Origin of the sequence: Actinacidiphila acididurans, from assembly GCF_016918855.1 — a bacterium.
Lineage (GTDB): Bacteria > Actinomycetota > Actinomycetes > Streptomycetales > Streptomycetaceae > Actinacidiphila > Actinacidiphila acididurans.
The window spans coordinates 234,163-248,238 of the sequence record NZ_JADKYB010000011.1 but is presented as its reverse complement, the minus strand read 5'-3'; the positions used below and the strand labels follow the sequence as shown (position 1 = coordinate 248,238).

Below are 14,076 nucleotides of genomic sequence, written 5' to 3'. Positions count from 1 at the left end.
GCCTGCGGTTCGCGCAGGCCCGCAGTTCCCGCAGACACCATCGCGTACGACAGGAGTCCGCCCGTGACCACCACCGCGCCCTTGGTGCGCCGGGACACCGACCGGGGCATCGCCGTCCTCACCCTCGACTCGCCGCACAACCGCAACGCGCTGTCGGCCGCGCTGGTCGGCGAGCTGATCGCGGCGCTCGACACGGCGGCCGGCGAGGACGGCGTACGGGCGGTGCTGCTCACCCACACCGGGACCACCTTCTCGGCCGGCGCGGACCTGAAGGCCGACGGGCCGGAGCGCGGCCCGGTGGTGCTGGTGGAGCTGATGCGGCAGATCGCGGAGCTGCCCAAGCCGGTCGTGGCGCGGGCGGCCGGGCACGTACGGGCCGGCGGGCTCGGGCTGCTCGCGGCCTGCGACATCAGCGTGGCCGGCGAGAGCGCGACCTTCGCCTTCAGCGAGTCCCGGCTGGGACTGGCCCCCGCGGTGGCCTCGGTGCCGGTGCTGGTGCGCGGCGACGAGCGGGCGGCGGCCCGCTGGTTCCTGACCGGGGAGACCTTCGGCACCGCCGAGGCAGTGCGGATCGGGCTGGTGACCGCCCCCGAGGACGCGCTCGACGGCATCCTCGCCGGGCTGCGCGCCGCCTCCCCGCAGGGCCTGGCCGCCACCAAGGAGCTGACCGTCGCGCCGCTGCTCCGGCGGCTGGCCGCCGACGGCCCGGACCTGGCCGCCCGCAGCGCCCGGCTGTTCGCCTCCGCGGAGGCCGCCGAGGGCGTACGGGCGCTGCTGGAGCGGCGGCAGCCGCCATGGGCGCTGTGACCGGCCACGTGACGGACCACGTGACCGAGCGCGCCCCCAAGCAGGACCGCAGCCGGGCGACCCGGCAGCGCATACTGGCCGCCGCGGTGGCCTGCCTGGCCGAACACGGCTGGTCGGGCAGCACCGTGGCAGTGGTGTGCACCCGGGCCGGAGTGTCCAGGGGCGCCGCCCAGCACCACTTCCGCACCCGCGAGGAACTCTTCACCGCCGCCATCGCGCACATGGCCGAACAGTGGCTGACCACCGTCCGCGAACGGGCCCGCGCCCTGCCCCGCGAGGGCCCGGACCGTACGTACGCGGTGGTCGACATGCTGGTCTCCGTCTACACCGGACCGCTGTTCCGCGCCGCCCTGCACCTGTGGGTGGCGGCCGGCGAACAGGAGGCACTGCGGCCCGGGGTGACCGCCCTGGAAGCGCACATGGGCCGGGAGGCCCACCGGCTGGCGGTGGAGTTCCTGGGCGCCGACGAGTCGCGCCCCGGCGTGCGGGAGACCGTCCAGGGCACCCTGGACATGGCCCGCGGCCTGGGCCTGGCCAACCTGCTCAGCGACGACTCGGCCCGGCGGGCCGGGATCGTCGGCCAGTGGTCGCGGCTGCTGGACGGGGTGCTGCGCGAGGCGGGGTGAGCGGCGGCGCCACGGGGATCCGTACGGGCTCAGTGCAGCGAGGTGTCGGCCGGGCCGGTGGACAGGCGGGTGAAGCGCACCCGCAGGCCCGCGCGGCTGGGCGCGCAGCAGTAGAGGCCGGCCGTGGCCTCGGCCGCCGGGTCCAGGTGGGCGAGCCGAACCGTGCGCCAGGGCTGGTCGGCGCACCGGGCGCGGACCGTCACCGCGTCACCGGACCGGCTGACCCGTACCGTGACGTCACGGCCCGCCCACTCCGGCACCGGCGCGAGCGACCAGTCGGAGGCACCGTGCGTGACCACCGCGCCGAGCTGCAGCTCGCCGTCGGAGAACTCCACGCCCGCCTTGATCCAGGTCTGCGGGCTCACCCGGACCAGGACACCGGCCTGGTCGAACGACTCGGTGAAGCCGGCGGTGAAGGCCACCTCGACCGCGGTGCCGGCCGGGAACGGGGTGAGCAGGGCGTGACCGTCGTCGCGGACGAAGCCGTAACCGGTGGTGCGCCAGAAGTCGCTGCCCTCACGGGCGTCGACCAGCAGGGCGGCGCCGTCCTCGGTGGCGGCGGCCGGCGGGTTCAGCCAGCTCCCCTCGGACCAGGCGAGGTCACGCGTGGCCGGCGGCACCGGGGACGCCGGCGGTGCCGAGGCCGTCGGACCGGAAGGGGTGGAGGGGCTGGACGAGCTCACGGATGTACCGCCGTTCCGATCCGCAGGGGTGATAGCCGAGCCAGAGGTTGATGGCCAGCATGGGGGCGTTGCCGTCGTCGTTGCCGGTGTACGCGGTGCGGCAGCCGGCCGCCCGGGCCAGGTGCAGCGAGTGTGCCTTCGCCGCCTTGGCCAGGCCCATACCGCGGAAGGCGCGGCGGGTGCCGGTGCCGCCGGACCAGTAGCGTCCCGCGCCGTCGGTCTGCACCAGGACCAGCGCGGCGACCTCGCCGCCGACCACCGCCACGGTGCTCAGTGCCGGGTCGAAGTCCGGCCGGTCCCAGGTGAGCGCCCGCCAGTCCGCGTAGCCGATCCCGTCGTAGTCCACGTCGCCGGGCTCGTCCCGGAAGCTCTCCACGTCCGCCCGGTACAGCGGCCACGGGTCGGCCGCCCAGCGCGCGGCCGGCAGCAGGTCGGCGCCGCCGGGCACGGTGGGCACGGGCGGCTCGGGCAGCGGGCTGCCGGAGCCGAGGTCGAGCCGCAGGTAGGTGGCGGCGCGGCCGGTGCGGTAGCCGCGGTGGGCGGCGAAGGCCTGCACGGCGGGGGTGTCGGCGCCCCACGCGTAGACGCTGGCCGCGCCGGCCGCCGCCAGGTGCCGTTCGGCCGCCGCGAGCAGCGCGCCGCCCACCCCGCGGCCGCGGGCCTGCGGCGCGACGGTCAGGTTGGCGAAGGCCGCGCCCTCCTGGCTCGCGTCCGCGAACAGGCCGGTCCGGACGCAGCCGAGCAGCCGCCCGTCCTCCGCCTCGGCCAGCAGCAGCCGATACCGCTGCCGGGCCGGCGCCCCCGCCACCTGCGCCTGCACCCCGTGCGCGCTCGTCACGAAATACGGCAGCACCTCGCCCAGCAGTCCCGCCACCCGCTCCGCGTCCGCCGCCCGGTAGTCCCGCACACCCGTCCCCACGCCGCCGCACCCTACGCGCCCCCTCGCCACCCCGCCCCTGCTTTTCCCGCTTCGCCGCGCCTCGGGCGCCATGAATCCCCCTCTCCCCGGAAAAGGGACGAAGGAGGGATGCTGGGAGTAGGAGATGAGCGCGATGCGCAGGACCGGATACGAACCGACACAGGCACGCAGCCCGCTGCGGCTGCGGCTCGGGCTGGCGTTGTGCGGCCTGGTGTGGGGCATCGCGGCGGCCGTCGGCTTCGCGGCGTTCCACCAGCCGGGATGGGCGGCGGTGTGCGCCGTGATCGCGGCGCTGGCCGCCTTGGACGCGGCGCTGGTGATCCGGCACATCCGGCAGGGCCCGCACTACCAGCCGGGACGCTCCATCCCGCCGTACCGCCCGGTCGACTCCGAACGGCGCGGCCGGCGCCACCGGGTGGGCCAGGGCCCGCAGGGGCCGTACGACCGCCGCTCGAGATAGCGGGGAGCCGTGCGGACGGCGCGGGCAGCCGTACCGGACACGGTCGGGACAGCCGAAGGGCCCGGCACATCAGTGCCGGGCCCTTCGTTTCGTAGCGGGGACAGGATTTGAACCTGCGACCTCTGGGTTATGAGCCCAGCGAGCTACCGAGCTGCTCCACCCCGCGTCGGTGAACACCACCTTACGGGGTGCTTCCCGTCCATGCCAAATCCATTGCTGCCCGGCCTTCAGGACGGCGTCGAAGCCCAGGCCGCGCCGAGGCCGACAGGTTTGACGGGGCCCACCCCGCGCCAGGGACAAACCATGAGCCCTGACGTACGCATCGCGCTGTCCGAGGAGGTCGCGGACGCGCTGGCGCGCCGCGCGCCCGTGGTCGCCCTGGAGTCCACGATCATCGCCCACGGCCTGCCGCGGCCCCGTAATCTCCAGGTCGCCCGGGAACTGGAGGAGCTCGTCCGGGCGGGCGGCGCGGTGCCGGCGACCGTGGCCGTCCTCGACGGGGTGCCGCGGGTCGGGCTGGACAAGGACCAGGTGGAGCGGATCGCGCAGGACCCGGACCTGCGCAAGCTGGGGTTCCGCGACCTGGCGCCGGCGCTGGCCGCGGGCGTGAGCGGGGCGACGACCGTGTCGGGCACGGCCTTCCTGGCGGCCCGCGCGGGCCTGCGCGTGTTCGGTACGGGCGGGCTCGGCGGGGTGCACCGGGACTGGGTGACCGTGCAGGACGAGTCGGCGGACCTGGGGCTGCTGGCCCGGACCCGGATCACGGTGGTGTGCGCGGGCGTGAAGTCGATCCTGGACGTGCCGGCCACCTTGCAGCGGCTGGAGACGCTCGGGGTCGGCGTCCTGGGCTACGGCACCGACCGCTTCCCCGGCTTCTACCTCACCGACTCCGGTGAGCCGGTCGACTGGACGGTGGACTCCCCCGCGCAGGTCGCCGAGGTGATGGCCGCGCAGGACGGGCTCGGCGGACTCGAATCCGCGCTGATCGTGGCCAATCCGGTGCCTCGTGAGCGGCAGCTCGACCCGGAACTGCACGACCGGGTGCTCGCCGAGGCGCTGGCCGCCGCCGAGCGGGAGGGCGTGACCGGCCAGGCCATCACGCCCTTCCTGCTGGCCTACCTCACCGACCGGACCGGCGGCGCCTCCCTGGAGGCCAACCTGGCGGCGGTGCGCGGCAATGTCGCGCTGGCGGCCGGGATCGCGGTCGCGTGGACGGAGCGCGGCCGGCCGTGACGGCGGCCGCTGACCCGGGCCCGGCGGGGGCCCTGCTGGTGGTCGGCGACGTGGTCACCGACGTGGTGGCCCGGCACCGCGAACCGCTGGCCCCGGACACCGACACGGCCGCGGCCATCGCGCTGCGGCCGGGCGGCGCGGGCGCGAACGTCGCCTGCTGGGCCGCGCGGGGCGGGGCGCGGGCCCGGCTGCTCGGACGGGCGGGCACGGACCTGGCGGCCTGGCACGAGCGGGAGCTGCGGGCGGCCGGGGTCGAGCCCTTCCTGCGGGTGGACCCGACCGCCCCGACCGCCGTCGTGATAGCCCTCGTGGACGCGGCGGCCGAACGCACCCTGGTCACCGACAGCGGCGCCGCGCTGCGGCTGGGCCCGGCCGACTGGGACGAGGCGCTGCTCGACGGCGTCGCCCACGTGCACCTCTCCGGCTACCTCTTCTTCGCCGCGCCCGGCCGTGAACTGGCCGCGCTGGTCACCCGTTCGGCGCGGGCCCGCGGCCTGCCGGTGAGCGTCGACCCGGCCTCTGAGGGCTTCCTGCACGGCCTGGGCCCGGACCGCTTCCTGGCCGCCGCCGCGGGTACGGATGTGCTCCTCCCCAATGCGGCGGAGGCGGCCCTGCTCTCAGGGCACCCCGAACCGGCCCGCGCCGCCGAGGAGTTGAGCCGCCGCACCGGCGGCACGGTGGTGGTCACCCTCGGACCGGCCGGAGCCCTCGCCGCCGAGGCCGGCCGGCTGACCGCCCGCGCCCCGGGCCTGCCCCGCCACGCCCTGGACTCCACAGGCGCGGGCGACGCCTTCACCGGCGCCTTCCTGGCGGCCCGCCTGACCGGCGCCGACCTGACCGCGGCCCTGACCGCCGGATGCACGGCGGGCGCCGAAGCGGTAACCCTGGTGGGCGCCCGCCCGCCACGCGACCCGCACGTGGCGGACGACGCCCCGGGAGACGTCCTGCTGGCGCCGGGCGGCTGAGCGGGCGCTGGGTCCGGCGCCGGACGGCCGTCCTCCCGACGAGCCGCACTTGGTCAGCGCTGGACGCCTTCGTCGTGCCTGGCCGAGGGCCCGCCCTGGCTTCGCCTGCGTGCCCACGGCCATGTGGCGCCGCAGCGAGGCCAGGCCCCACGCCGCGGCCTCGTACAGCCCGCCGCCCCTGGCCAGGAGCGCGCCCGTCTGTCAGCGGCCGCACGCCGTAACCCGCCCAGGAGTTACCGGCGCGCCCTCGGCCACCGTGCCGTACCGGTCAGATCGCGTCCCACGGCGCGGCCTCGTACAGCGTGGCGACCCTCGCGAGGAGGGGGCCGTCGGTCGGCAGCGGCACGCCGTCGATCTCCGCGACCCGGGCGATGCCGCGGGAGTTGGTGAGGAAGGCGCCGCGGTAGGTGGGGACGTCGGGGAGCAGGATGTGGCGGGGTTCCTGGGAGATGCCGGCGGCGGTGAGGGCGGCGTGCAGGATCTGCTGGGTGATGCCGGACAGGTGCGGGGCGTCCGGCCAGACGATCGTGCCGCCGTCGATGAAGCCGATGTTGGTGATGGCGCCTTCCGCGATCTCGCCGCCGGGGCCGACGAGCAGGGCCTCGCCGTAGCCGTCGGCGGCCACCCGGCGTCCCCAGTAGGCCTGCCCGAAGCCGCCGACGTGCTTGAGGTGGGCGGCAGGGCGCAGGTACGGGACGGACTTGACGCGTTGCGGGCCTTGCGGCATCTCGCCGGGTTCGCGCACGGTGACGACGGTGACCGGGCGGCCGGGGCCCTCGGCGGGCTGGTAGACGTTGACCCGGACCGAGGCGTCGGCGCTGCCGCGGGCGGCGAGGGCGTGCCGGATCCGGTCGCGCACCAGGTCCCCGTCCAGCCCGGCGCCGAACAGTTCGCGGGTGGCCTCGTCCAGCCGCCGCAGGTGGAAGGCGAGCCCGCGCACCCGGCCGCCGCGGACCTGCATCGCGGTGAAGTGGCCGTATCCGCTGAGTGCGGGGGCCAGCGACTGCGCGGTGGCCGGCGTGCCGTCGACCTCGATCAGCGGTTCGTCGGTCATGCGCCCCACCCTTTCACGCCCCCGGACGGTCCGGGCGGCGGGTGAGGTGCAGGGTGAGGCCGGCCGGCATCAGGGTGAGGCGTTCGCCGACGCGCAGCCGGTAGCCGGGGTCGGGGTGCAGGTCGTAGCGGCGCAGCAGCAGGCCGAGCACCAGGACGGCCTCGTGCAGGGCGAATTGGCGGCCGATGCAGGCGCGGGCGCCGGTGCCGAACGGCTTGAAGACGTGCGCAGGGCGGGCGCGTACCGCCTCGGGCAGGAAGCGGTCGGGGTCGAAGTCGTCGGCGCGGTCGCCCCACACGGCGGGGTCGCGGTGCAGCATCAGGGTCAGCACCAGCGCCCAGCCGCCGCGGCGCACCAGGTGGCCGCCGGCCAGTTCGGTGTCCGCGAGGGCCTCGCGGGAAAAGGCTGGGGCGGTGGGCCACAGCCGCAGGGACTCGTCCAGCACCCGGCGCAGGTAGCGCGCCTTGGCCACCTGCTCGTAGGACGGCTCCGCGCCGTCGGGCCAGATCCGGTCGGCCTCGGCGCGGGCGCGGGCGGCGATGTCGGGGTGCAGGGCGAGGTAGTGGAGCGCGAAGGACAGCGCGCCGGAGGTGGTCTCGTGGCCGGCCACGAGGAAGGTGATGACCTGGCGGCGGATGTTCTCGTCGGACAGCCCCTCGCCGGTGACCGGGTGGGCGGTGGCCAGCATCCGGTCCAGCAGGTCGCCGTCCCCGTCGCTGTTCCCGTCACCGGCCACGCCGGCCGCGCGCCGGGCCCGTACCACCTCGTCCACGGTCCGTTCCAGGTACGCGATGTCCGCGGCGTTGCGGCGCGCGGCCCGGGGCAGCACCAGCGGGAGCAGCGGAGGCGGCACGACGTTGCGGCGCTGCGCGAAGGTGAGGCTGCCGACCATGGCGGTCACGAAGGGGTGCGGCCGGTCCCGTTCGAAGGAGCCGAAGTCGTGGCCGAACCCGGTGCGGGCGATGGTCTCCAGGGTGAGCCTGGTCATGTCGCCGGGCACGTCCACCGCCTCGCCGGCCCGCTCGCTCGCGTCCCAGCGCTCGACGAGCCGCCGGGCCACGCCGAGCATGAGGGGGTGGTACGCCGCCATCGCCGTACGGCCGAAGGCGGGCGCCAGGATGTCGTGCGCCAGTTGCCAGTTGGGCTCGTGGTTGTACGCGGTGAACAGGCCGTCGCCGGCCACCGGCCGCAGATTGGCGACGCCCAGGCCGACGTGCTTGGCGAACCGCGACTCGTCGCACAGGTCGGCCACCACGTCGGCGCCCCAGGCGAAGACGATCTCCTTGCCGAGCACCTTGCGGCGGAAGACCGGTCCGAGCCGGCGGCCGATGGCCATCGAGTCCTGGACCGGGGTGCGCACGCTCACGCCGAGGACATCGCCGAGCCAGGGCACGCGGCGCGGCGGGTGGGGTATGCGGTCCAGCCGCGGCCAGCCGAGTTCCGCGCTGCGGAAGCCGCGGGGCGGCGGCCCGGGCGGCGGCGTGGGGGCGGCCGGTGCGGCGTCGTCCACTGGTACTGCCATCCGCCGTGCACCGCCTGTCGTCCGCGTCCGAAGCCCCCCGGAGCCCCCTGTTCGAGGCGGTCCAAGTGTTACCCGGGGTATGCGACGCGTCAACCGCCGTTCTCCGCACGGCCCGTCGTACACACGTCGCAATTCCCGGACCGGATACGGAATCGGTCCGTCCGAATTTCCCGGCCCGAGTCAGCGCCGATAGCGCGGGAGCGCTCTCATAGCGTGTTTTTGCCGCGCCGTAACCCTTGCGTATGTGGCAGGAAGCTGCCGATGGCACGGGGTGCCAGCCCATGCGGCCACGCGTCAACGGGACTTCCGTCAGAATTCCTTACGGGCCGCGGACCGTCGCGACCGTAACGTTGTCCGGGTCCGGTTCAACCGCCCGTACGGGCACACATCGATTTCTACGGGGGAAATCTCACATGGTCAACAGTGCGAATCAACACGTCGTGGCCTGGCCACCGTTCGCCGCCGGCCGGGCGCAGTCGTCCGGCGCCACCGCCGTCACCGAGTGGGACTGAGGCTCGGGGAGCCGACCGAATCCGCCCGGGCGGGGAGCGCATCCCCGCCCGGGCGGACCCGTGTGCGGTTCCGGTACGTCCGGTCAGGCGGACAGGCTCGGCACCGCGGGATCGGGGGCCTTGTCCGTGCCGCCGCCCGTCGTGCCGTCCCCGGCCTCGGTGACGTCGGCGTCGTCGTCGACCTCCGGCGGGATCAGGGACAGCGCGCTGGAGTGCAGGTCCTTGGTGCGCAGCATGAAGAAGGCGATCGCGGCCGAGGCCAGCGCCAGGATGCCGCAGAGCGTCATCGCGCTGTGGAAACCGCTGAGGAACGCCTCCCGGCCGGCGGTGACGACCTGGTCGTGCAGCGCGCCGGCGCCCTTGGCGACGGTGTCGAGCGATCCGGCGGTGATGCCGGTGGCGGCCTGTTCGGCGGCGCCGTGCCCGAGCTGCCGGCCCACCTGCGAGGCGGTGAAGTCACCGGCCACCCGGTTCTGGAACAGCGCGCCGACCCCGGCGATGCCGACCGCGATGCCGACCTGCTGGAAGGTCTCGTTGATACCGGAGGCCACCCCGGACTTGGCCGGTTCCGCCACCCCGATGGCCAGCGCCGCCCGGGTCGGGTTGAAGCTGCCCATGCCGATGCCGGTGATGATCAGGCTCGGGATGAGCGCCGTCCAGGACGAGTTGGCGTCCGCGAGGTGGGTGAGCAGCAGGCCGGTGCCGAGGAACAGGCAGGAGGCGCCCATGAGCAGCCGGAAGGAGACCTTGCCGGTCAGCGTGCCCGCCACCGCGCCGGCCACGAACAGCGCGCAGGTCAGCGGCAGGAAGCGCAGGCCGGCGCCCCAGGCGTCCACGTGCAGCATGTTCTCCACGTAGTTGGTCTCGATGAAGACCGAGGGCAGGCCGGCCGCGTTGGCGACGAAGGACACCGCGGAGATGCCCACGAAGGTCGGGTTGCGGAAGAACGCCAGGTCGATCATGGCGCGTTCGCCGAGCGACCGCTCGATGCCGAGGAAGACCAGCAGGAAGACCGCGCTCACCGCGAACAGCGTGAGGATCAGGGCGCTGGACCAGCCCTCCTCGGTGCCGCGGATGATGGCGAAGACCAGCGCGCCGAGCGTGACGCTCAGGCTGATCACGCCGCCCCAGTCGACGCGGTGGGCACGGCGGTTGAAGGACTCCGGGACCCGGGCGGCCGCGACGACCAGGGCCACCAGGCCGACCGGCACGTTGACGAAGAAGATCCACCGCCAGGACAGCGAACTGGTCAGCGCGCCGCCGATGAGCGGCCCGGTGGCCACGGCGAGGCCCGCGGCGGCGCCGAAACCGCTGAAGGCCGCGGCCCGCTCCTTGCCGTGGAACTCGTGGCCGAGCAGCGCGGGGCCGACCGCGAACATGATGGCCGCGCCGATCCCCTGGACGCCGCGGAAGAGGCTCAGCGTGCCGGCCCCACCGGCCAGGCCGCAGGCCAGCGAGGCGGCGGTGAACAGCGCGAAGCCGGCCTGGAAGACCTTCTTGCGGCCGAGCCGGTCGGCGAACGACCCGGCGGTGACCAGGAAGATCGCGAGGGTCAGGGCGTAGGCGTCGACCACCCACTGCAGGTCGCTGAAGCTGCTGTGCAGGGAGGTGTGGATCTGGGGCAGTGCGATGGCGACCACGCTCAGATCGAGCATCAGCATGAACGTGCCCAGCGCGACGATCCCGAGTGTCCACCACCTCGTGGGCGAGGGTGCGCGTTCCGCGGACATGGTCGTCCTCTCTGCGATTCTCGGCGTTCTCAATGATAGAAAAGTTAGATGATTGGAAAACCGACCGTCAATGACAGTGGCCCGGGCGGGTGACATCCGGTCAGGTGACGTGTCGGCTGCCACCGGACGGACCTCGCCCGGGCGGCCCGAGCCCACGGCCGGGGCCCGCCCGGGGTCGATGGCGGACGGCGTGTCAGTAGCGGATCGCGTAGCGCAGCCGGCGGGCGAGGGAGACGTCCTGGTGGGCGGCGATCTGCCGCTCGGCCACCATCTCCTTGCTCTTGCGGATGCGTTCGGCCGCCAGCTCCACGGCCTCGTCCACCGGGACCACCGTGGGCAGGTCGAACAGCTCGATGATCCGGGCCACCCGCTCGGGCACGGTGCCGCCGACCACGTGGTAGGGCATCTCCAGCTCCTCGAGCGTCTCGATCAGGAGCTCGTCGGAGAGCACCCGGTACTTCTCGGAGACCGGGCGGTGGCCGTCGGCCGCCATGGAGAACTCGATGGGCAGATGGACGAAGGCGTCGTAGATCCGGCGGGTGCGGGCCTTGACCACCACGCCGTACGCGTCCATGTAGCGCTGCATGAACGGCTTGGACGGGATGCCCACCACCCGCTTGACGGCCCGTTGCAGCAGGGGCGCGCCGGGGTTGATGCCGATCCGCATCCGGACCTCGCCGTAGATCCACTCGTGCAGCACCGAGCCGTCGGAGACGAAGGAGCCGGTCTGCGCGGCCTCGGTGTGGATCCGCTCCTCCAGCCGGCGCAGGCCCAGCATCAGCAGTTCGGAGGCGTTGAGCTGCTGGAAGGACTTGCCCGGGACGAGGTCGACGACGATCTCCCGGGCGGTCAGCGCGTCGGTACGGGCGATGCCCGCGGCGATCGACAGCGCCTCGGTGGTGGTGGTCTTGCCGCTGGAGTAGGTGCCGGACACCGCCAGCCGCAGCGGACGTTCCTGCATGGTCGGGATCTCCTGTCAGAGGTGGGTCGGGCTGGCCGGATTCGGGGCCGGGTTCAAGGTCGGGGCAGCGGTCACGACCGCCCCGCCAGGGCGGTGAAGCGGGCGGGCAGCCGGTGCGCGAGCGAGCCGCGCACGTTGAAGCCGAGCAGGTCGCCGGCCACGTCGGTCATCCGCCACACGCCGTCGCCGCGCCGGAGCTGCTTGGTCCGCACGATCCGCAGGGTGGCCACGAAGGAGTACGGCATCGGCTGGTACGGGGTGGCGCTGTCCATGTCGACCGAGCGCATCCACAACGTCTCGCTCTCCGCCCGGTCCACGCCGTCCTGCTGGTAGATCAGCACCTGGGCGAGCTGGGCGAGCACGGTGATGGCGTCCACCACGCTCAGCGAGGGCTGGTAGAGGCCGCCGAAGCCGTCGCGGGGCAGGCGGTCGGTGTCGTCGGTGACGGAGACCGAGGCACGCACCAGGCTGCCGTCGGGCTCCACGCGGACGTCCCGCAGGTATTGCGAGCGGTGCCGGTAGCCGCCGCAGAAGTAGCGGGACTCGTCCGGGCCGAGCAGGTCGGACTCCGCCCCGTAGTGGCCGGGCACGGTGGTGGGTTCGCCGACCGGGTGGTCGACCTCGGCCGACATGCGCAGGCTGCCGCAGGTGGTGTGCACGGTGCTGAGGTGGCCGCCCAGGGTGCCGGCCGCCGGGACGGCGGGCTGCGCGCGCAGGCCCAGCCGGAAGGCGTCCAGGTCCTCCTGCGGCCGGGCGCCGGCCCGCATGCCGAACGAACGCAGCCACATCCGGCGGCGCTCGCCCGCGTCCGCCCCGAAGGTGTGGCCGAGGTACGCCTCGCTCATCCGGATGCCCAGCAGCAGGGTGTCGATGGTGCTCAGGTGCGGGCGCAGGTCCATGCGGTGGGCCTTGGTGGACCAGTCGCCCGGGTAGCGCAGGCTCGCGGCGGCGGTGGCCCAGCCGCCTCCCTCGGCGGCGGCCCCGGGCACGCCGTCCGGCGCCGGGGCGGCGGCACCGGGCGGCGCCACCGTCAGATCGGTGACGCGGTGCCGGATCCGCTTGTATCCCTCGCCGAAGAACCGGCCGTTGCGGTCGCCCAGCGTGGCGTCGATGTCCTCGTACCGCACCCCGGTCGCTTCAGTGATCATCAGAAAAATCCCCCGTTCTTCCGATCATCGAGATTCCAGATGATCGGCTCTTTCGACTGTCGGGACCATAGGCGGAGCGTCACGCGAGCGGCAACCCGGAACCGGTGCCACCGCGCCCGCCGGACGCCGGATCGCCCTGCGTACGGGCGCAACGGCGCAGGTCAGCGGCATCGGCTTCGGAGGTGGCGGGCGGTCTGGCGTGAAGCTGCCCCGGCAGCTTGGTGACAGCCGGTTTCCCTGACGCGGCCGCGCGCGTGGGAGATCCTGGAGGGGTCCGCGACGCGACAGGGGGCGCGGCGCCGGGCGGGCCGTCGGTCCCGGATCGTTCCGGGGGCCCGCGCGAGCGCGCCGGACGACACGGGGCGGCAGCCCCGGCACACGGAGGGAGCCACTGTGCACAGCCACGACCAGGAGCAGCCCGGAAGCCCGAGACCGCCCGCCCGTACGCTGTGCCCGCCGGTCGGTTACGGGGACGGCGATCCGTCCGCCGCGGCGGCGTGGGACTGCGCGTGGTTCCCGCTGGACCGCGGTGCCACGGTGACACGGCCCGCGTCGCCGGTCCGCGGCTGGCTGGTCGCCCTGGCCGGGCGCTGCGTGCTGCGGATCGGCGAGGACACGGTGCTGGCCCGCCCGGGTGACACCTTCGAGATCCCGGCGGACACCGCGTGCGAGCTGAGCGCTCCGGGGGCGGTGCCGGCCCAGTTGCTGGACGTCGTGGAGGCGCCGGGCGGCGCGGCGGCGCGCGGGCCGCATTCGTAAAGGGCGTCGCTGAAGGCGCCCCCGAACACGTCCTGTAGCGCACACCCTCGGCTGTGCCCTCGAAGGCGCCCTCAACGGCCCGCGGAGTACGGGCGCCGGCTCAGGCGGTGCAGACCGAGGCCGGCCAGCGGCCTTCCATCAGGCGGCCGAGCATGCCGCGCAGGGCCTCGCGCTCGTCGTCGGCGAGCCCGCCGAAGAAGGCCGACTCGGCCTCGGTGACCACCCGGTCCGCCTCGGCCAGCGCCTCGCGGCCGGACTCGGTGAGGATCAGGTTGTAGCGCCGCCGGTCGGCCGGATTACGCCGCCGCTCGACGTGCTGGTTGCGCTCCATCTCGTCGACCAGCGCCACGACCGTGGTCGGGTCGAGGCTGAGCAGCCGGCTCAGGTCCTGCTGGGACAGGTCGGGCCCGCCGGCCAGGGAGGCCAGCACGAAGAAGTAGCGGCTGCGCATGCCGATGCCGTCCAGGGCCTGCTCCACGTCCTCCAGCAGCAGCAGCGCCGCCTTGTGCAGGAGGTAGCCGGAACGCCCGGCCAGCGGGAAGTCCGCCCGCGGCGTCAGGGGTGCCTGCGCACCCGCTTGCTCGGCGGTGCCGCTGCGCGCCATGAGCCGACTCCCTCTCGCCCGAAACCCAATCCGTTCGTGGTATCCATCATCGAAGATATCAACGTTCAACGAGTGGGGACACCGCCCCCCGAA

The 14,076-nt window shown here is 74.4% G+C and carries 14 protein-coding genes and 1 tRNA gene; 6 read left to right on the top strand and 9 right to left on the bottom strand.

Annotated features, from left to right (window positions below):
• Positions 1-63: 63 nt before the first annotated feature.
• Both ITX44_RS21725 and ITX44_RS21720 read left to right on the top strand, forming a co-directional pair.
• The gene (locus ITX44_RS21725; RefSeq protein WP_205358956.1) at positions 64-807 is read left to right on the top strand and encodes an enoyl-CoA hydratase family protein; all 744 of its coding nucleotides are present in this window, start codon (positions 64-66) and stop codon (positions 805-807) included.
• Positions 795-1,433, top strand: a complete 639-nt coding sequence (locus ITX44_RS21720; protein ID WP_205358955.1) for a TetR/AcrR family transcriptional regulator — start codon at positions 795-797, stop codon at positions 1,431-1,433. Before ITX44_RS21725 ends, ITX44_RS21720 begins: the two co-directional genes overlap by 13 nt.
• Before the next feature lie 29 nt (positions 1,434-1,462).
• Here ITX44_RS21720 and ITX44_RS21715 read toward each other — a convergent pair whose 3' ends face one another.
• A complete protein-coding gene (locus tag ITX44_RS21715; RefSeq protein WP_205358954.1) occupies positions 1,463-2,053 on the bottom strand; it encodes a DUF1349 domain-containing protein in 591 nt (196 codons plus the stop codon).
• Positions 2,034-3,035: a GNAT family N-acetyltransferase gene (locus tag ITX44_RS21710; protein ID WP_307795416.1), complete on the bottom strand. Its 1,002-nt coding sequence runs from the start codon at positions 3,033-3,035 to the stop codon at positions 2,034-2,036. The genes ITX44_RS21715 and ITX44_RS21710 overlap by 20 nt, the downstream gene beginning before the upstream one ends.
• A gap of 133 nt (positions 3,036-3,168) precedes the next feature.
• Between ITX44_RS21710 and ITX44_RS21705 the strand changes: the two genes are divergently transcribed.
• Positions 3,169-3,495 carry a DUF6343 family protein gene (locus ITX44_RS21705; protein WP_307795415.1) on the top strand — a complete coding sequence of 109 codons (327 nt, stop codon included), beginning with the start codon at positions 3,169-3,171 and terminating at the stop codon, positions 3,493-3,495.
• A gap of 92 nt (positions 3,496-3,587) precedes the next feature.
• Here the strand turns inward: ITX44_RS21705 and ITX44_RS21700 are convergent.
• A tRNA-Met gene (locus ITX44_RS21700) sits at positions 3,588-3,661 on the bottom strand.
• Between the two features lie 137 nt (positions 3,662-3,798).
• Between ITX44_RS21700 and ITX44_RS21695 the strand changes: the two genes are divergently transcribed.
• Both ITX44_RS21695 and ITX44_RS21690 read left to right on the top strand, forming a co-directional pair.
• Positions 3,799-4,728 carry a pseudouridine-5'-phosphate glycosidase gene (locus ITX44_RS21695; protein WP_205358952.1) on the top strand — a complete coding sequence of 310 codons (930 nt, stop codon included), beginning with the start codon at positions 3,799-3,801 and terminating at the stop codon, positions 4,726-4,728.
• Positions 4,725-5,693, top strand: a complete 969-nt coding sequence (locus tag ITX44_RS21690; RefSeq protein WP_307795414.1) for a carbohydrate kinase family protein — start codon at positions 4,725-4,727, stop codon at positions 5,691-5,693. The genes ITX44_RS21695 and ITX44_RS21690 overlap by 4 nt, the downstream gene beginning before the upstream one ends.
• Positions 5,694-5,961: 268 nt before the next feature.
• Here ITX44_RS21690 and ITX44_RS21685 read toward each other — a convergent pair whose 3' ends face one another.
• From ITX44_RS21685 to ITX44_RS21665, 5 genes are all read right to left on the bottom strand, one after another.
• Entirely contained in the window at positions 5,962-6,747 is a 786-nt protein-coding gene (locus tag ITX44_RS21685; protein ID WP_205358950.1) for an aminotransferase class IV, read from the bottom strand.
• Positions 6,748-6,760: 13 nt separating this feature from the next.
• Positions 6,761-8,269 (bottom strand): cytochrome P450, encoded by a 1,509-nt coding sequence (locus tag ITX44_RS21680; RefSeq protein ID WP_205358949.1) that lies wholly within the window; start codon positions 8,267-8,269, stop codon positions 6,761-6,763.
• Positions 8,270-8,864: 595 nt separating this feature from the next.
• A complete protein-coding gene (locus tag ITX44_RS21675; RefSeq protein WP_205358948.1) occupies positions 8,865-10,511 on the bottom strand; it encodes an MFS transporter in 1,647 nt (548 codons plus the stop codon).
• Positions 10,512-10,704: 193 nt separating this feature from the next.
• Entirely contained in the window at positions 10,705-11,472 is a 768-nt protein-coding gene (locus tag ITX44_RS21670) for an AAA family ATPase (RefSeq protein ID WP_205358947.1), read from the bottom strand.
• A 71-nt stretch (positions 11,473-11,543) separates the two neighbouring features.
• Entirely contained in the window at positions 11,544-12,620 is a 1,077-nt protein-coding gene (locus ITX44_RS21665) for an AvrD family protein (protein ID WP_205358946.1), read from the bottom strand.
• A gap of 393 nt (positions 12,621-13,013) precedes the next feature.
• On the opposite strand from ITX44_RS21665, the gene ITX44_RS21660 reads away from it, so the two are divergent.
• Positions 13,014-13,379 carry a cupin domain-containing protein gene (locus ITX44_RS21660; RefSeq protein ID WP_205358945.1) on the top strand — a complete coding sequence of 122 codons (366 nt, stop codon included), beginning with the start codon at positions 13,014-13,016 and terminating at the stop codon, positions 13,377-13,379.
• 100 nt (positions 13,380-13,479) lie between these two features.
• On the opposite strand, the gene ITX44_RS21655 is transcribed toward ITX44_RS21660, so the two are convergent.
• On the bottom strand, positions 13,480-13,983 hold the full coding sequence (locus ITX44_RS21655) for a MarR family winged helix-turn-helix transcriptional regulator (protein ID WP_205358944.1): 504 nt from the start codon (positions 13,981-13,983) through the stop codon (positions 13,480-13,482).
• Positions 13,984-14,076 lie beyond the last annotated feature (93 nt).

Excerpts from the sequence above, each read along its gene's own strand:
- ITX44_RS21720 (WP_205358955.1), top strand. The coding sequence starts at position 795 with ATGGGCGCTGTGACCGGCCACGTGACGGACCACGTGACCGAGCGCGCC.
- ITX44_RS21705 (WP_307795415.1), top strand. The coding sequence starts at position 3,169 with ATGCGCAGGACCGGATACGAACCGACACAGGCACGCAGCCCGCTGCGG.
- ITX44_RS21695 (WP_205358952.1), top strand. The coding sequence starts at position 3,799 with ATGAGCCCTGACGTACGCATCGCGCTGTCCGAGGAGGTCGCGGACGCG.
- ITX44_RS21685 (WP_205358950.1), bottom strand. The coding sequence starts at position 6,747 with ATGACCGACGAACCGCTGATCGAGGTCGACGGCACGCCGGCCACCGCG.
- ITX44_RS21680 (WP_205358949.1), bottom strand. The coding sequence starts at position 8,269 with ATGGCAGTACCAGTGGACGACGCCGCACCGGCCGCCCCCACGCCGCCG.
- ITX44_RS21675 (WP_205358948.1), bottom strand. The coding sequence starts at position 10,511 with ATGTCCGCGGAACGCGCACCCTCGCCCACGAGGTGGTGGACACTCGGG.
- ITX44_RS21670 (WP_205358947.1), bottom strand. The coding sequence starts at position 11,472 with ATGCAGGAACGTCCGCTGCGGCTGGCGGTGTCCGGCACCTACTCCAGC.
- ITX44_RS21665 (WP_205358946.1), bottom strand. The coding sequence starts at position 12,620 with ATGATCACTGAAGCGACCGGGGTGCGGTACGAGGACATCGACGCCACG.
- ITX44_RS21655 (WP_205358944.1), bottom strand. The coding sequence starts at position 13,983 with ATGGCGCGCAGCGGCACCGCCGAGCAAGCGGGTGCGCAGGCACCCCTG.